Source organism: Azospirillum mesophilum (genome assembly GCF_053470405.2).
In genome coordinates this window covers 194257-210461 of sequence record NZ_JBPXMQ020000005.1, presented here as the reverse complement: position 1 = coordinate 210461, position 16205 = coordinate 194257, and the positions used below count along the sequence as shown (strand labels likewise).

Annotated in this window: 14 protein-coding genes; 9 read left to right on the top strand and 5 right to left on the bottom strand. The window is 70.7% G+C overall.

Translation table 11 applies throughout. From position 1 onward, the window contains the following. The first annotated feature begins 430 nt into the window (after window positions 1-430). A complete protein-coding gene (locus ACSVC7_RS08120) occupies window positions 431-2821 on the top strand; it encodes a sensor histidine kinase (RefSeq protein WP_448203560.1) in 2391 nt (796 codons plus the stop codon). Here ACSVC7_RS08120 and ACSVC7_RS08115 read toward each other — a convergent pair whose 3' ends face one another. Then, window positions 2822-4204, bottom strand: a complete 1383-nt coding sequence (locus tag ACSVC7_RS08115; protein ID WP_448203561.1) for an NAD(P)/FAD-dependent oxidoreductase — start codon at window positions 4202-4204, stop codon at window positions 2822-2824. It lies immediately after the preceding gene. Window positions 4205-4350: 146 nt separating this feature from the next. Here ACSVC7_RS08115 and ACSVC7_RS08110 point away from each other — a divergent pair, with 146 nt between their 5' ends. Further along, window positions 4351-4623, top strand: coding sequence for a hypothetical protein (locus ACSVC7_RS08110; protein WP_448203562.1), 273 nt, complete (start codon window positions 4351-4353; stop codon window positions 4621-4623). Continuing rightward, on the top strand, window positions 4613-4939 hold the full coding sequence (locus ACSVC7_RS08105; RefSeq protein ID WP_448203563.1) for a type II toxin-antitoxin system HicB family antitoxin: 327 nt from the start codon (window positions 4613-4615) through the stop codon (window positions 4937-4939). The genes ACSVC7_RS08110 and ACSVC7_RS08105 overlap by 11 nt, the downstream gene beginning before the upstream one ends. Before the next feature lie 24 nt (window positions 4940-4963). On the opposite strand, the gene ACSVC7_RS08100 is transcribed toward ACSVC7_RS08105, so the two are convergent. After that, window positions 4964-6346, bottom strand: a complete 1383-nt coding sequence (locus ACSVC7_RS08100) for an ATP-binding protein (protein ID WP_448203564.1) — start codon at window positions 6344-6346, stop codon at window positions 4964-4966. Continuing rightward, complete coding sequence (locus ACSVC7_RS08095; protein WP_448203565.1) at window positions 6346-7071, bottom strand: response regulator; 726 nt, start codon at window positions 7069-7071, stop codon at window positions 6346-6348. Before ACSVC7_RS08095 ends, ACSVC7_RS08100 begins: the two co-directional genes overlap by 1 nt. A gap of 197 nt (window positions 7072-7268) precedes the next feature. On the opposite strand from ACSVC7_RS08095, the gene ACSVC7_RS08090 reads away from it, so the two are divergent. After that, window positions 7269-7844 (top strand): Spy/CpxP family protein refolding chaperone, encoded by a 576-nt coding sequence (locus ACSVC7_RS08090; RefSeq protein WP_448203566.1) that lies wholly within the window; start codon window positions 7269-7271, stop codon window positions 7842-7844. 77 nt (window positions 7845-7921) lie between these two features. Here ACSVC7_RS08090 and ACSVC7_RS08085 read toward each other — a convergent pair whose 3' ends face one another. Beyond that, window positions 7922-9085: a glycosyltransferase family 61 protein gene (locus tag ACSVC7_RS08085; protein ID WP_448203567.1), complete on the bottom strand. Its 1164-nt coding sequence runs from the start codon at window positions 9083-9085 to the stop codon at window positions 7922-7924. Between the two features lie 103 nt (window positions 9086-9188). Then, window positions 9189-10211 (bottom strand): NAD(P)/FAD-dependent oxidoreductase, encoded by a 1023-nt coding sequence (locus ACSVC7_RS08080; RefSeq protein WP_448203568.1) that lies wholly within the window; start codon window positions 10209-10211, stop codon window positions 9189-9191. Window positions 10212-10438: 227 nt separating this feature from the next. On the opposite strand from ACSVC7_RS08080, the gene ACSVC7_RS08075 reads away from it, so the two are divergent. The 5 genes from ACSVC7_RS08075 (at window position 10439) to addB (ending at window position 16184) form a co-directional block, all read left to right on the top strand. Beyond that, the gene (locus ACSVC7_RS08075) at window positions 10439-10819 is read left to right on the top strand and encodes a hypothetical protein (RefSeq protein ID WP_448203569.1); all 381 of its coding nucleotides are present in this window, start codon (window positions 10439-10441) and stop codon (window positions 10817-10819) included. A gap of 116 nt (window positions 10820-10935) precedes the next feature. Continuing rightward, window positions 10936-11445 carry a tRNA (adenosine(37)-N6)-threonylcarbamoyltransferase complex ATPase subunit type 1 TsaE gene (gene tsaE / locus ACSVC7_RS08070; RefSeq protein ID WP_448203570.1) on the top strand — a complete coding sequence of 170 codons (510 nt, stop codon included), beginning with the start codon at window positions 10936-10938 and terminating at the stop codon, window positions 11443-11445. Continuing rightward, complete coding sequence (locus tag ACSVC7_RS08065; RefSeq protein WP_448203571.1) at window positions 11442-12458, top strand: aminoglycoside phosphotransferase family protein; 1017 nt, start codon at window positions 11442-11444, stop codon at window positions 12456-12458. Before tsaE ends, ACSVC7_RS08065 begins: the two co-directional genes overlap by 4 nt. Window positions 12459-12490: 32 nt before the next feature. Next, window positions 12491-13204 (top strand): nucleotidyltransferase family protein, encoded by a 714-nt coding sequence (locus ACSVC7_RS08060; protein ID WP_448203572.1) that lies wholly within the window; start codon window positions 12491-12493, stop codon window positions 13202-13204. A 10-nt stretch (window positions 13205-13214) separates the two neighbouring features. Further along, a complete protein-coding gene (gene addB / locus ACSVC7_RS08055) occupies window positions 13215-16184 on the top strand; it encodes a double-strand break repair protein AddB (RefSeq protein ID WP_448203573.1) in 2970 nt (989 codons plus the stop codon). Window positions 16185-16205: the final 21 nt, after the last annotated feature.

Sequence of the window (16205 nt, the reverse complement as noted above, 5' to 3'; positions counted from 1 at the left end):
ACCTTCGAATTATAGATCGTGGATGATCACGGATCATGATCCGGGGTTTGTGTTTGAAGAAGACGCACATCTCATCGATGCACCCGTCATCCCCGCGAAGGTACATAAGCGCTGACCTAAGTCCCCTCGCCCGCCCCCGGCGGGAGAGGGAGGGGCCCACCGCGCAGCGGTGGGAGGGTGAGGGCAAGGTCTGCCCCAGAATCCTGCACCCGCTTTTCCTGAATTCTCGGCAAGACCTTGCCCTCACCCTCCCGCACCTTTGGCGCGGGCCCCTCCCTCTCCCATCGGGGATGGGCGAGGGGACTTCGAAATCGCCCCACCCCCGCTCCCCGCCTTGTCCCGCCGGGGGGCGTGGACTAGTCTCTCCGTCGTGAACGCGTTTACCAAACCATACGCCCTCGCAGCGCTCGGGTTGGCGGCGGGGCTTGGCGTGACGGCCGAGCCTTCGTCGCCGGTCGTGCTGGGCATCGCCGGCATCCTGGGGGCCGCCGGGTTCGGCGGGTTCTTCTGGAACGCCAAGGAAAACCGCCGCCGCGCCGACCGGCTGTCGGCGGAGATCGCGCGGCTGGAGGCTCTGCTGGCGGCCAGCCCGCACCCCTGGTGCGCGTGGAACGCGGACGGGGCGGCCTCGGCGGCGGCGGACTGCGCGGCGCTGCTCGGCGTGGCGCCGGACGGGGACCTGCCCGCCGCCTTCGGCCCGACCGACGCTCCCCGAGTCGCAGAGGCGGTGCGCCGGCTGCGGGCGAAGGGCGAGGGGTTCCGGCTGGAGGCCACGGCCCGCAGCGGGCGCCGCGTCCTGCTGACCGGGCGGCGGACGGGGGGCGCCCCAGAAGGAGATATCACAGAAGGCGGTATCCCGGAGGGCGGCATCCCGGGGGCCATCCAGCCGGCGGGCCACCAGGACGTGGTCTGGCTGGAGGACATCACCGACCGGTGCAGCGAGCGCGACGGGCTGGCCCGCGAGCGCCAGGGCGCCGAGTCGGCGCTGGCGGAGCTGCGGGCGGCGCTGGACGCCCTGCCCGTGCCGGTGTGGCTGCGCGGGGCCGACCTGCGGCTGAGCTGGTGCAACCGGGCCTACGCCCGCGCCGTGGACTCCGACCCCGCCGCCGTGCCGGCCGCGCAGGCGGAACTGGCCTCGACCGGCGCCGGCCGGGCGCTGGCCGAGCGGGCGCGGGCCGGCGGCGTGGCCCAGTCGGAGCGGATCACCGTGGTCATCGGCACCGAACGCCACCTGCTGGAGGTGACGGAGGCCCCGCTGCCCGCCCCGGACGGCCGGGGCACGCTGGTGATCGGCTACGCGCTCGACCTCACCGCGCTGGAGGAGGCGCGGGCGGAGCTGAAGCGCCACCTCGCCGCCCACGCGGAGGTGCTGGAGCGGCTGGGTGCCGCCATCGCCGTCTTCGGGCCGGACACGCGGCTGAGCTTCTTCAACCAGGCCTACGCCCGGCTGTGGGAGCTGGACGAAGCCTGGCTGCGCAGCCAGCCCAACCACGCCGAGATCCTGGAGGAGCTGCGCGCCCGCCGCCGCCTGCCGGAATACGCAGACTACCAGAGCTACAAGCGCGAACGGCTCAGCCGCTACACCCGCCTGCTGGAGCCAGTCGAGGAGCTGATGCACCTGCCGGACGGCACCACGCTGCGCAGCCTCGCCGCCCCGCACCCCATGGGCGGGCTGATGCTGATCATGGAGGACGTGACCAACACGCTGGCTCTGGAGTCCTCCTACAACACGCTGATGGCGGTCCAGCAGGAGACGCTGGACAACCTCGCGGAGGGCATCGCGGTGTTCGGCGGCGACGGGCGGCTGAAGCTGTCCAACCCCGCCTTCGCCCGCATCTGGGACCTGCACCACGACGACCTGCACGGCGAGCCCCACATCTCCGACCTGTTCGAGCGGATGCGGCCCTTCCTGGAGAACGGCGGCGACTGGGACAGCCTGAAGGACGAGATGATCGGCGCCACGCTGGAACGGGCCGTGCGGTCCGGCCGGCTGGAGCGGGCCGACGGCTCGGTCGTGGAGTTCGCCACGCTGCCGCTGCCCGACGGGGCGGTGCTGAACAGCTATCTGGACGTGACCGACGGCGCCCGGCTGGAGCAGGCGCTGCGCGCCTCCAACGCCGCGCTGGAGGCCGCCGACCAGCTGAAGAGCGAGTTCATCGCCAACGTCTCGCACCACCTGCGCACCCCGCTGAACGGCATCATCGGCTTCGCCGAGGTGCTGGCGAACCAGTATTTCGGGGAGCTGAACGCCCGCCAGATGGAATATGTGAAGGGCGTGCTGAGCGCGGGCGAGCGGCTGCTGGAACTGATCGACGACGTGGTGGACATGACCAGCCTGGGCGCCGGCGTCACAACGCTGGAGCGCGGCCCGGTGGACGTCGCCGACCTGCTGGAGACCGTAGCCGAGCTGACCCGCGAGTGGGCGCGGCGCGAGGGGCTGCGCATCGACCTGACCGCCCCGCACAGCCTGGGCGAGGTGGAGGGCGACGCCCGCCGGCTGAAACAGGCGCTGTTCACGCTGGTGGTCGGCGCCATCCGCCACCCGCCGCAGGACCGGCGCATCCTGCTGGCGGGGGAGCGGACCGCCGGCACGCTGGTCCTGACCGTCGGCAGCGGCGTCCCGCCGGGGGCGACCGCCCTGCCCTCCCGCTATGACCGCACCGACCCGCGCGGCGCCGCGGCGCTCGGCCTGTCGCTGGTCCGCAACGTGGTGGAGCTGCACGGCGGGCGGCTGGAGGTCGAGGAATGGTTCGGCGAAGGCACCCGCTTCCGCTGCCTGCTGCCGCTTCCGGCAACCCGTTCCGATCAGCCAGTCGCTTGATCAGCCCTGGCGGCGCCGGGCCTCCTGGACGGGCGGCTCCTCGATGCGGGGCTCCGCGAAGGGTGTGGCCTCCCGCCCGATGGGCGAGGCCGGGGCGTCCAGCGTGATCAGCCGCGCGCCGCGCTGGTAGGTGGCGTAGCGCCACAGCCACTGCATGGTCACCTGCATCCGTTTCTGAAAGCCGACCAGCAGGTACACGTGCACGATGGCCCACAGCACCCAGGCGAACCAGCCCTTCAGGTGCCGCCGGCCGAAGTCGAAGACCGCGGCGCTGCGCCCCACGATGGCCGTGTTGCCCCGGTTGTGGAAGCGGAAGGGCTGCATGGGCTGGCCGCGCAGCAGGTTGGCCTCCAGGTTGCTGCCCAGATGCTCGCCCTGCTGCTTGGCGACCTGGGCGAGGCCCGGCAGAGGCTTGCCGCCATTTCCAGCCAGGGGGCCAGCCAGCGCCGCCGTATCGCCCAGCGCGTAGACGTCCGGCACGCCCGGCACCGACATATCGGCGTTGACCGGGATGCGCCCGGCGCGGTCCGTCTCCACCCCCAGCCATTGTCCGGCGGGCGAGGCCTTCACCCCCGCGCCCCACACGATGGTCCCGGCCGGGATGAAGCGCCCGGCCACCGTCGCCCCCTCCGGCGTGATCGACTCCACGGCCTGCCCGGTCAGCACGACCACGCCCAGCTCCTCCAGCTTGCGGCGGGCGTAGTTGGCCAGATCCTCCGGAAAGGTCGGCAGGATGCGCGGCCCCGCCTCGACCAGCAGCACCTTGGCCGCGCGCGGGTCGATGCGGCGGAAATCCTTGGCCAGCGCGTGGCGGGCCAGCTCCGCGATGGCCCCGGCCATCTCCACCCCGGTCGGCCCGCCGCCGACGATGACGGAGGTCATCAGCGCCTTCTGCCGCGCCGGATCCTGGCACATCTCCGCCTGTTCGAAGCTCATCAGCAGGCGGGCGCGGATGCGGCGGGCGTTCTCGATGGTCTTCAGGCCGGGGGCGATCTCCGCCCAGTCGTCATGCCCGAAATAGCTGTAGGAGGACCCGGTCGCCAGCACCAGCCGGTCGTAGGGGACGAAGCTGCCGTCGGCCAGCATCACCGTCTTCCGCGCCCGGTCAATCCCCGTCACCTCCCCCATCACCACGTCGATGTTTGGATGGCGGCTGAGAATGCGGCGGATCGGCTCCGCGATGTCGGCCGGCGACAGGGCAGCGGTCGCCACCTGATAGAGCAGCGGAACGAACAGGTGATAATTGTGCCGGTCGATGACCGTGACGCGGATGTTGGTGCTTCCCAGCGCCCCCGCGCAGGCCAAACCGCCGAACCCGGCCCCCACGATCACGACATGGGGGCTTCCGTCCACGGGCGCCGGCGTTCGGTCGAGATGGGGCATGGGGCGGTCTCTCCGGTCGATCGGGTCACCGACAGAAAACCGCCGCGCCACCGTTCATGTTGCGGTGCATTGGACATAAGGGGCGTCGTCGTTGGGCTAGCGGAGCACCTTGACAGTATCGCTATTGATATCACATCTTTCGCGTCATGGCGAAGGTCGACGACATCCTGAAGCGCATGCGAACCGTTCCGCACGATGTCCCGTTCGACGATGTTGCGAAGGTGTGTGAGCATCACTTCGGCAAGCCAAGGCAACAGGGGACGAGCCACAGGGTGTACCGGATGCCATGGCCGGGCGATCCGCGCGTGAACATCCAGCGCGGGAAGGACGGAAAGGCCAAAGCCTATCAGGTCAAGCAGGTTCTCCAGGCCATCGACAAATTGCAGACCCCGGAACGGGAGGACGACGATGCCGAATAGCCACTACTCGTACCGCGTCACCTGGTCTCCCGAAGACAACGAACACGTCGCGACCTGCGTGGAGTTTCCCAGCCTGTCCTGGCTCGACGAGGATGAGGTCGAGGCTCTGCGCGGCATCCGGAACCTGGTGGCCGAAACCATCGCGGACATGCACGCCAACGGCGAACCCATTCCGGCGCCGTTGGCCGACCGTGAGTATTCGGGCAAATTCGTCGTCCGCACCACACCGGAAGTGCACCGCCGCCTGACCATCGAGGCCGCCGCGGCGAACGTCAGCCTGAACCGCTACGTCAATTCGAAGCTGGCGGTTTCCTGATCGTGCCGGCCCCGTAAACCCCACCTACCGCGGCAAGGTCACCGTCACCCGAAGGCCGCCCTCCGGCCGGTTGCTCAGCGCGATGTCGCCGCCGTGCCCGCGCACGATGGTCCGCGCGGTGGCGAGGCCCAGCCCCACGCCGCCCGTGTCGCGGGAGCGGGAGCGCTCCAGCCGGTAGAAGGGGGCGAAGACCTTCTCGAACTCGGATTCCGGGATGCCGGGGCCGTTGTCGTCGATCTCCACGCGCAGGTGCCCGTCCTCCGGCAGCAAGCGCACCGTGAAGGCGCCGCCGTAGGCGATCGCGTTGTCCATCAGGTTGGCGAAGGCCCGGCGCAGCGCCACCGGCCGCCCGTCGAGCGTGGCGTGCGCCGGCCCCTCGTAAGCTGCCGCGTGGCCGGCGTCCACGCGGTCGTCGCACAGGCTCTGCAGCAGGTCGGCGAGGTCCAGGGCCCCGCGCGGCTCGCGCTTGGCGTCGTCGCGGGCGAAGGCCAGCGTGGCGTTGATCATCGCCTCCATCTCGTCGAGGTCGGCCAGCATCTTGCGCTGCATCTCCGCGTCCTCGACCAGTTCGGCGCGCAGCCGCAGGCGGGTCAGGGGCGTGCGCAGGTCGTGGCTCATGGCGGCAACCATCTGCGTGCGGTCGGCGACGAAGCGGGCGAGCCGCGCCTGCATCCGGTTGAAGGCGCGGGTGGCGGCGCGCAGCTCGTGCGGGCCGGCCTCCGGCAGGGGCGGCGCCTCGCCGTCCACCCCCAGCCGCTCGGCCGCCTCGGCAAAGCGGGCGATGGGGGCGGTCAGCCGGCGCGAGGCCCACAGCGACACCAGCGCGATGGCCGCGACGATGCCCGCCATCCACAGCGCGAAGCGCAGCAGCCGGAACGGCCCCTCCAGCGGGTCGCCGCCGGTGAAGACCAGCCAGGACCCGTCGGACAGCTGCACCGACAGCCGCACGTCCCGCCCCCAGTGATGGTCCTCCATGGGGAAGGAGCCGGGCAGCGTCCGTTCGCGCTTCACCTCCACCACCACCGCGCGGGCCGGGTTGCCCAGCGCGTTGCGGATGGCGCGGCGCATGCGCTCGAAGGGGAAGCCCTCCCGGACATCGCCGAAGGCGGGCCGGTCGCGGTCCCATTCGACGCGCAGCACGGGGTCGTCGATGGCGCGGACCAGCCGCGCACGCTCGGGCGGCGGCGTGCTTTCGACCAGTTGAACGATGGCCGTGACGCGCTCGATCAGCACGCGGGGGCCGTGCACCGGCGGCCCTTCCGGCCGGTCGGTCAGGTAGACCAGCGCGCTGACCGCCTGCGTCAGCAGCAGCGCCAGCACCACCGTCAGCGCCATGCGCGCGGCGATGCTGTCGGGCAGCCAGCGCCGGGCCAGCAGCAACCGCCCCTTGCGCCGTTCCGTGTCCATCACGCCCCCACCACCGGCGGGGTGAAGAGATAGCCGCCGCCGCGCACCGTCTTGATGAGCGTCGGCTCGGCCGGATCCGGTTCGATCTTGCGGCGCAGGCGGCTGACCTGCACGTCGATGGAGCGGTCGAAGGGCACCGCCGACCGTCCGCGCGCGAGGTCCAGAAGCTGGTCACGGGTCAGCACCCGCTGTGGATGCTCCACGAAGGCCACCAGCAGGTCGTATTCCCCGGCGGAAAGCTGCACCAGCACCCCGTCGGGCGACCGCAGCTCCCGCTTGGCGAGGTCGAGCGTCCAGCCCTCAAAGCGCAGCAGCTTGCCCTCCCCGCCGCCGGGTGCCGGCGCGGTGGAGGCGCGGCGCAGCACCGCCTTGATGCGGGCCAGCAGCTCCCGCGGGCTGAAGGGCTTCGCCAGATAGTCGTCGGCGCCCATCTCCAGCCCGACGATGCGGTCGGTCTCGTCCCCCATGGCGGTCAGCATGATGACCGGCGTCTGCGCCGTGTCGCTTGAGGCCCGCAGGCGGCGGCACAGGCTGAGCCCGTCCTCCCCCGGCATCATGAGGTCCAGCACGATCAGATCGACGCGCGCCGTCTCCAGCGTGCGCAGCATCTCCGCCCCGTCCTTGGCCGCGGTGACGCGGAAGCCGTGCCGCGTCAGAAACTGCGCGAGGAGAGAGCGGATTTCGCGGTCGTCGTCGACGACGAGGAGATGGGGCGTGCGGTCCATGGACCCATGATCGGTCGGGCGCGCGCGTGGGTGAAGGGGAAATGTGTAACGCCGCGTTACGGCCGCGCCGGCTGTTACACAGCGTTACCAAAGGACGGGTCGCCGGACATCAACCGGCAAAGTTCGAGGCCCATCTTCAAGCCATCGGGAAGGCAGAAACCCCCTGGAAACAGGTCCCAAGGACAAGGAGCATCCCCATGAAACGCGCCCTGATGACCACCGCCGCGCTGGCTCTCGGCCTCGGCCTCGCCGCGCCGGTCTTCGCCCAGCAGCAGCCCGGTCCCGGCGCCGGTCCCGGCCCCAATGGCGGCCCCGATGGCGGCCGCATGTTCTCCCGCATGTGCGAGGACCAGGACGCCCACCTCGCCGGCATGCTGGCCTTCGCCGAGAAGAAGCTGAAGATCACCGACCAGCAGCGCCCGGCCTGGACCAGGTTCGCCGACAGCGCGCGTTCGGCGGAAAAACCGATGCAGGACCTCTGCGCCAAGTACAAGGACCAGCCGGCGCCCACCACCCTGCCGCAGCGGATGGAGCGGATGGAGGCCATGATGTCGGCCCGCCTGTCCCAGCTTCAGCAGGTGCGTCCGGCGCTGAACGACCTCTACGCCCAGCTCTCCCCCGACCAGCAGAAGACCGCCGACAGCCTGCTCAACCGCGGCGGCCGGGGCTTCGGTCCCCATGGCGGGCATCATGGCCCCATGGGCGGCGGCATGGGCGGCGGCATGAACCACCACGGGATGGGCGAGCGTGGGGAGGGCCCCCGCGGCGGCTGATTTCGTGCCTCCCGTCAGCCGCCTGCAAGATGGGCCGCCGGTTCCCACCGGCGGCCCGTTTTGTTTGTGCAGGTCGCCTAAAGGAACCCGCCCTCTTCCAATGCCGCCTTCATGCGGCCGATCGGCACGCGCCACGACTTGTTGTGCGGACTGAGGGGTTCCCACGCGCCGTCATTCTCGCCGACGACGCAGCCGTACCGCATGCCCTTCAGGTTGCCGAGCCGCCGGAAGAGCCAATTCACGTTCAGGTCCATCTGCAGTTCGCAGATTGCCGCCGCACCGGTGGCGTACACCACGTTGGTCAGACCGGCGCCGTGCGGACCGACGATGTGCGATGCCTCGGCGAAGCGTTGCACCTGTTCGGCGAGCGGCATCGCCTCGCATTCCAGAATGTCGTAGCGCGCCGATTGCAAAAGGTCGATCACCTCCTGCTCGTTGATCAGACGGCGGTGATCCGCGTTGCGACGGGCGACGTAAATCCGCCGCCACGGCTTCTCGCAATGCCCGACAGGCGCCAGGGCGTCGAACACGCCAAGCTGCTCCGGCCGGGGCGCCCGGCCGAAGTCTCCGACGTTCGGCACCAGAACCAGTTCGTCGACCTCGACGGTCTCGCTCGCCTCGACGGCCTGCAGCAGCATCGGCCGGCGCCGCGCCACGGCCTGCATGAGATCCCACTGGAACTGGTGCCCCAGCGGCGGAACAAGAAAGACATCGTCGAAATGCGCCGCCGGCAGGACGGACAGGCGCGACGCGACGTCGATGTTCCAATGATAGTAGTTCGAGGCGCCGCCCGGTGCCAGCAGGTGCACCGCCCGGCGCGGCAAGCGGGTGTGCTTGCCCATGGACACCGTGAAGGTGCCCGCGTTGGCATCCAGGCTTATGCCATGCTCGGCCAGATCGATGAATTGGATCGTCTCGTCCAACAGGCACAGGCGCATGCCGCCGGTGGCATCGTCGCGCACCCTCGCCATGACGATGCCGGAGGATGAATGGACGAGGGCGTTCCGCAACCGGTACAGCGTCACAGGGGCGGAGCGGTATTCCGTTTCGCACCACGCCCCCCGGTTCGGCCGTTCGAACATGCGGCGGTTCGCGAGATCGGTGTCGCCGAACGCCAGGGGCGCCACGGCGACGTTGCGCCCCGGCAGCAGATCGACGGACTCGACCACAGGGTTTCCGACGTCGTCGGTCAGGCCCCGCGCTTCCAGTTCGGCAAGCGACAGATGCGCCGGAATGCTCACCCTATTATCGCCTCTTTCCAATCAACAGCGACCAAGCCGGCCGACAGCGACCAAGCCGGCGCCGCGGACCAGCCCCGGTCGGGCCACCGTGGCGCTTCGCCCCTTATTCCGCTCCCGGAACGCCCTTCGAGGTGGAGTATTCGAAGTGCAGCGCCTCGCCCGGATGGACCAGCGGGTGGATGGCGTGGGCGGCCTGCGCGGCCTCGGAGAAGCCGCAGAGGATCAGCTTCAGCTTGCCCGGATAGGTCGCGATGTCGCCGATGGCGTAGACGCCGGGCGCGCTGGTGGCGCAGCCGGGCAGGGTCACGCCGATGTGGCTGCGTTCCAGGTTCAGGCCCCAGTCGGCGATGGGACCCAGGTTCATCGACAGGCCGAAGAAGGCCAGCAGCGCGTCGGCCGGCAGGTCCTTCTCCCCGCCGTCGAGATCGGCGACGCGCACGGCGCTGAGCTGGCCGTTCTCGCCCACGAGGCCGGAGAGCTGGTAGGGCACCACCATCTCGATCTTGCCCTCGCGGGCCAGCACGTCCATGCGGGCCACGCTTTCCGGGGCGGCGCGGAACTTCGGCCGGCGGTGGACGACGTAGACCTTCTCCGCCACGTCGGCCAGCGACAGCGTCCAGTCCACCGCCGAATCGCCGCCGCCCGCGATCACCACGCGCTTGCCGGCGAAGTCCTGCTTGCGGCGGACCATGTAGAAGACCGACGTGCCCTCGAACCGCTCCAGCCCGTCCAGCGGCGGGCGGTTCGGCCCGAAGGCGCCGCAGCCGGCGGCGATGATGACCGCCTGCGTGTCGATCTTCGTGCCGATGCTCGTCTCGACCAGCCAGCGGCCCTCGTCCGTGCGGGTCAGCTTTTCGACCTGCTGGCCCAGATGGTAGGTCGGCGCGAAGGGGGCGGCCTGCTCCGCCAGCCTGTCGATCAGGTCGGCGGCCTCGATGGCCGGGTGGGCCGGGATGTCGTAGATCGGCTTTTCCGGGTAGAGCGCCGTGCACTGCCCGCCGACCATGTCCAGCGCGTCCACGACGTGGCACTTCATCTTCAGCATGCCGCATTCGAACACGGCGAACAGGCCAACGGGGCCGGCCCCGACGATGACGACATCGGTGCGATGGACGGTCTGCGACATGGAGCCACTACCCTTTGCAGGACTTTCGATGGAAACGGCGCGGCGTGCCCGCGAATCGTGCATTCAATGGAGCGCTTCCGCCCCCGCGGTCAAGCCCGTCGAGCCGGCCATGCGCCTTCGGGAGGGGAGAAAGGCGCAAGAAGACGTAATTTGTATAAAATTGTTAATTAGAGGCGCGTCATACTGCGGTAGAATTTTCGCCGAACGGCCCGCCGGAGCTGCCCGCCATGAAGGAACTTCGCTGCCTCGTGTTCACCGACCAGGAAGTGGTCAAGGCGGTGCTGGACCGGCGCCGCCGCATGCGCGAGCCGCTGCCCAGCGGCACGGTCGGCAAGGTCACCTACCGCACGGCCCAGGGCGTGGAGACGCGAATCCAGGTCACCGGGGACGAGGGCGACGACCGCAGCATGGTCCTGCACGAGGCGGAGGTGGCGGCGGCCCTGGTCGCCTATTGCATGAGCCGCAAGGTTCCGCTGCCGGTCGATTCCGACAAGATGCTGCATCTGATCAACGACAGCCTGACGCTGATGATCACCATGAACTTCAAGAAGGCGCCGCGCCTCGTGGTGGACAAGCCGGACGGCGCGGAGACCGGCACGCGGCACTGATCCGCCCCCTTTCCACCACCGCTTCCATCGCCGCTTCCGTCACCGCCGTGACCTCGGCCGGCAGCCCGCCTTTCCGGCTTGCGGGCGATGCCGCCGTTCCCCCACAATCCGGCGCCATGACACCACCAATCACCACCGTCCACACCATCCCCTTGCCCGACGAGGCCGCAACCGCCGCTCTCGCGCACCGGCTGGCGTCCGCGCTGAAGCCCGGCGACCTCGTGGCGCTGCGCGGGGATCTCGGCGCCGGGAAGACGGCGCTGTCCCGCGCCCTGATCCGCGCCGTGACGGAGGAGGAGGCGGAGGTGCCCTCCCCCACCTTCACGCTGGTGCAGACCTACGAGACGGCCATCGGCCCCGTCTGGCATTTCGACCTCTACCGCCTGTCCGGCCCCGACGAGGTGACGGAACTCGGATGGGACGAAGCGCGGGCGGAGGCCGTTCTGCTGGTGGAATGGCCGGACCGGCTGGGTCCGCTGCTGCCGGCCGACCGCCTGGACCTGACCCTGACTTTCACCGGCCCGACCAGCCGCCAGGCGCAACTGGTCGGCCACGGCGCCTGGAGCCAGCGCCTGTCCACGCTCGACCTGTCCACCCTCGACCTGTCCAAACGGGAGCAGCCGTGAGCGACCGTTCCGACGCCATCGCCACCTTCCTCGCCCGCCATGGGCTGGGAGCGGCCAAGCGCCAGCCGCTGGCCGGCGACGCCTCCGCGCGCCGGTACGAGCGTGTGGAAAAGCCCGAGGGCGGCACGGTCATCCTGGTGGACACACCGGCCCCGGCCGAGGATCTGGTCCCCTTCATCGCCATCGGCGACAGCTTGGGCCGCCTCGGCTTCTCCGTCCCCGACATCCTGGCGGCGGAGGTGGAGGCCGGTCTCGCCCTTCAGGAGGATTTCGGCGACGACACCCTGTCGCGCCTGCTGGCGGCCGGGGAGGACCAGCGCGCCCTTTATGAGCTGGCGACCGATGTCCTGATCGCGCTGCACCGCCGCTTCCCCGTGGAGGAGGCGCAGCGCCTCGGCCTGCCCGTCTACGACGCCGCCCTGTTCGCGCAGCAGGTCGCCCTGTTCGCGGAGGTCTATGTCCCCGCCGCGACCGGAAAGCTCCTGTCCGATAAGGCTCTTTCCGACCTCGAAACGGCCTGGGCCGCCGTCATCCCCGGCGCCTGCGCGGGGCCGCAATCGCTGCTTCTGCGCGACTATCATGTGGACAACGTGATGCGGCTGCCCCGGCCCGGCATCCGGGCGGCGGGCCTCATCGACTACCAGAGCGCCGGGCTCGGCCCCGTCGCCTACGATCTGGTGTCGCTGCTGGAGGACGCGCGGCGCGACGTGCCCGCCGATCTGGCGGCAAGCCTGCTCGACCGCTACACCGCCGCCTTCCCCGGCCTGGACGTGGAGGCCTTCCGCCGGTCCTACGCCGTGCTGGGCGCGGTGCGGCACGCGCGCATCGTCGCGATCTTCGTGCGGCTGGCGGTGCAGCAGCGCCGCCGCGGCTACCTCGTCCACCTGCCGCGTGTCTGGCGGCTTCTGGAAGGGCAGCTCGCCAAGCCCGAGCTTGCCCCCGTCGCCGACTGGTTCGCCCATCATCTGCCGCCGGGAACCCGCGCGGACTTCGTCGTTCCGGAGCCGGATTGATTATGCCGTCTGATTTTATGCCTGAAAATGCGATGGTGATGGCCGCCGGCCTCGGCCTGCGCATGCGTCCGCTGACGCTGGAGCGCCCGAAGCCGCTGATCCCCGTGCTGGGCAAGCCGATGCTCGACCATGCCCTCGACCGGCTGGAGGAGGCCGGCGTCCGCTCCGCCGTGGTCAACAGCCATTACAAGGGCGACATGATCGCGGCGCATCTGAAGGCCCGCAGCAAGCCCGCCATCGCCCTGTCGCCGGAAGACGTACTGCTGGAAACCGGCGGCGGCGTGAAGAAGGCGCTGCCCCTGCTGGGCGCGGACCCCATCTTCGTGGTCAACGCCGACATCCTGTGGCTGGACGGCCCGTCCCCGGCGCTGGCCCGGCTGGCCCGCCACTGGAACCCGGAGGAGATGGACGCGCTGCTCCTGCTCATGGCGACGACCAAGGCCGTGGGCTACGACGGGCGCGGCGATTACCACATGGACCCGCTGGGCCGGCTGACCCGCCGCGCGGAGATGGAGATCGCCCCCTTCGTCTACGCCGGCGTCCAGATCGTGAAGCCGGAGCTGTTCGCCGCCGACACGCCCGACGGCGCCTTCTCCACCAATCTGATCTGGAACCGCGCGCAGGAGGCCGGGCGCCTCTTCGGCCTGAACCACGACGGCCTGTGGTTCCACATCGGCACCCCCGACGCCCTGACGGAGGCGGAGGAGATGCTGTCCATGAGCGACGTGTCCGTGGTCACCACCTGACATGGCAAGCATGAGCGGACCGGAACCAAAGGTCTTCACGATCCCCTTCGGCGTGTCCTTCGTGGACACGCTGGCGGCCGGCATCGTGGAGCGGGTGGGCGACGACCCGCTGGCGCTGGCCGGCGTGACCGTCCTGCTGCCCACCCGCCGGTCCTGCCTGTCGCTGCGCGATGCCTTCCTGCGCCGGTCCGGCGGGCGGCCGATGCTGTTGCCGCGCATGAGGCCGCTGGGCGAGCTGGACACCGACGCGCTGAGCCTGACCTCGCAGGAGTTGCCCGGCGTCCCGCTGGAGCTGCCGGAACCCATCGGCGGGCTGAAGCGCCAGCTGAAGCTCGCCACGCTGATCCTGCGTACGCCGATGTCGGCCACCACCACCCAGGCGGTCCGGCTGGGCGGCGACCTCGGCCGGCTGATCGACGCGGTTTGGACGGAGGGCGTGGCCTTCGACAAGCTCGGCTCCCTGGTGCCGGAGGATTACGCCCAGCACTGGCAGGTGACGCTGGAGTTCCTGCGGATCGTCACGGAGCACTGGCCCGCCATCCTCGACGAGGGGAAGGAGGTCGATCCGGCCAACCTCCGCAACATCGTGCTGAAGACGCAAGCCGACCTGTGGCGCGCCGAGCCGCCGCAAGGGCTGGTCATCGCCGCCGGCTCCACCGGCTCCATCCCCGCGTCCGCCGACCTGCTGGCCGTGGTGGCGCGGCTGCCGCAGGGCGCCGTCGTTCTGCCCGGCCTGGACCAGGACGCCGACGAGGCGAGCTGGGACGCCATCCGCCGCGACGAATCGCACCCGCAGCACGGGCTGGCCCATCTGCTGGACCGGCTGGGCACCACGCGCGAATCGGTTCGGGGCTGGAACAATGCCGAGGAACCGCGCGCGGCCCGCGCCCGCCTGATCGCGGAGGCCATGCGCCCCGCCGCCACGACCGAAAGCTGGCGGGAGCTGGACGGGCTGGACGAGCGCGCGCTCGCCAACCTCACCCGCATCGACGCGCCGACGTCGGAGGAAGAAGCGTCGGTCATCGCCCTGCTGATGCGCCACGCGCTGGAGACTCCGGAGAAGCGCGCGGCGCTCGTGACGCCCGACCGAAACCTCGCACGCCGGGTCGCCATGGCGCTGTCGCGCTGGGACATCACGGTGAACGACTCGGCGGGCCAGCCGCTCGTCCACACCGCCGTCGGCACCTACCTGCGCCTGACCGCCGAACTCGCCGCCAGCCGCGCGCACCCGTTGGCTCTGCTGGCGCTCGCCAAGCATCCGCTGGCCAGCGGCGGGCGCGACCCCGCCGACTTCCGCAGCGCCGCCCGCGCGCTGGAACGCACCGTCCTGCGCGGCCCCCGCCCGGCGGAGGGCTTCGGCGGCCTGATCAACGCCCTGAAGGCCACCGAGCGTTTCGAGCACGAGGAGCAGCGGGCGATCCTGCTGGACTGGCTGCAAGACCTCGCCCAGCTCGCCGCCCCCTTCATGGAGGTGCTGTTCAGCGAGGCCCCCATCGGCGATCTGGTCCGCGCCCACATCGCTTTCGCGGAAAAGCTGGCCGCCCGCCGGGACGCCCCCGGAGAGAAGTTCCTCTGGCTTCAGGAGGACGGTGAAGGGGCCGCGGGCTTCGTTCACGAACTCCTGGAGGCCGCCGACGGCTTCCCGGCGGTTCCGGGCACCGATTACCCGGCCCTGCTCGACGCGCTGATGGCCATGCGCCCCGTGTACCCCCGGTACGGTGTGCACCCGCGCCTGTCGATCCTCGGCCCCATGGAGGCCCGCCTCCAGCATTTCGACCTGATGATCCTCGGCGGGCTGAACGAGGGCACGTGGCCGCCCGACCCCGCCGCCGATCCCTGGATGTCGCGCCCCATGCGCCGCGACTTCGGCCTGCCCAGCCCGGAACGCATGGTTGGTCTGTCCGCCCACGACTTCACCCATGCCTGCGGCGCCCCGCAGGTGGTGCTGACCCGTGCGGAGCGCGTGGACGGCACGCCGACCGTGCCGTCGCGCTGGCTGCTGCGCCTGGAAACGGTGCTGCGCGCGTTGGGGCTGGACGGCCGCATCGACCTTGCGGGCGAACCCTGGCTCGCCTGGGCGCACGGGCTGGACGAGCCCGACGCCGTGCGGCCCGTTTCGCCCCCGGAACCACGCCCGCCGGTCGCCGCCCGCCCGCGCAAGCTGTCGGTCACCAAGATCGAGCGCTGGATGCGCGACCCCTACGCCATCTACGCGGAGCATGTGCTGCGCCTGCGCAAGCTGGACCCCATCGCCGCCGATCCGGGGGCGGCCGACCGCGGCCAGTTCATCCACGCGGCCCTCGACGCCTTCGTGCGCGAGTATCCCGGCCCACTGCCCGGCGATGCCCTGCACCGCCTGCTGGAGCTTGGCCGCGAGTCCTTCGGCCCGCTGCTGCACAGCCACCCCGACGTCTGGGCCTTCTGGTGGCCGCGCTTCGAGCGCATCGCGGAGTGGTTCATCGGTCTGGAGCGCGACCGCCGCCTGACGGTGAAGCCGCTCGCGACCGAGGTTTCCGGCGAACTGGCCCTGACTGGCCCCGCCGGCCCCTTCCTGCTGACCGCCAAGGCCGACCGCATCGACTCGTCCGGCGAGGGGCTGATCCTGATCGACTACAAGACCGGCACCCCGCCCTCGACCCGCGAGATCGAGTTGGGCTTCGCCCCGCAGCTTCCCCTGGAAGCCGCGATCGCGGAGGCCGGCGGCTTCGGCGGCGTGGTAGCGGGTAAGGTCGCGGAGCTGGCCTTCTGGCGCCTGTCCGGCGGCGACCCGGCCGGCGAGGAGAAGCCCGTGAAGGGCGACCCGGCGACGCTCGCCGCCGACGCCCGCGCCGGCCTTGAGGAGCTGATCCGCCACTTCGACGACCCCGACACCCCCTACCGCTCCTGCCCCCGCCCCGCCATGGCCCCGCGCTACACCGACTACGCCCACTTGGCCCGCGTCCAGGAATGGTCGGCCGGTGGGGAAGGAGGTGAGGGATGAGCCGCGTTTGCCCCCTCCCTC

Excerpts from the sequence above, each read along its gene's own strand:
- ACSVC7_RS08115 (WP_448203561.1), bottom strand. The coding sequence starts at position 4,204 with ATGCCCCATCTCGACCGAACGCCGGCGCCCGTGGACGGAAGCCCCCAT.
- ACSVC7_RS08110 (WP_448203562.1), top strand. The coding sequence starts at position 4,351 with ATGGCGAAGGTCGACGACATCCTGAAGCGCATGCGAACCGTTCCGCAC.
- ACSVC7_RS08105 (WP_448203563.1), top strand. The coding sequence starts at position 4,613 with ATGCCGAATAGCCACTACTCGTACCGCGTCACCTGGTCTCCCGAAGAC.
- ACSVC7_RS08100 (WP_448203564.1), bottom strand. The coding sequence starts at position 6,346 with ATGGACACGGAACGGCGCAAGGGGCGGTTGCTGCTGGCCCGGCGCTGG.
- ACSVC7_RS08095 (WP_448203565.1), bottom strand. The coding sequence starts at position 7,071 with ATGGACCGCACGCCCCATCTCCTCGTCGTCGACGACGACCGCGAAATC.
- ACSVC7_RS08090 (WP_448203566.1), top strand. The coding sequence starts at position 7,269 with ATGAAACGCGCCCTGATGACCACCGCCGCGCTGGCTCTCGGCCTCGGC.
- ACSVC7_RS08080 (WP_448203568.1), bottom strand. The coding sequence starts at position 10,211 with ATGTCGCAGACCGTCCATCGCACCGATGTCGTCATCGTCGGGGCCGGC.
- ACSVC7_RS08075 (WP_448203569.1), top strand. The coding sequence starts at position 10,439 with ATGAAGGAACTTCGCTGCCTCGTGTTCACCGACCAGGAAGTGGTCAAG.
- tsaE (WP_448203570.1), top strand. The coding sequence starts at position 10,936 with ATGACACCACCAATCACCACCGTCCACACCATCCCCTTGCCCGACGAG.
- ACSVC7_RS08060 (WP_448203572.1), top strand. The coding sequence starts at position 12,491 with ATGGTGATGGCCGCCGGCCTCGGCCTGCGCATGCGTCCGCTGACGCTG.
- addB (WP_448203573.1), top strand. The coding sequence starts at position 13,215 with ATGAGCGGACCGGAACCAAAGGTCTTCACGATCCCCTTCGGCGTGTCC.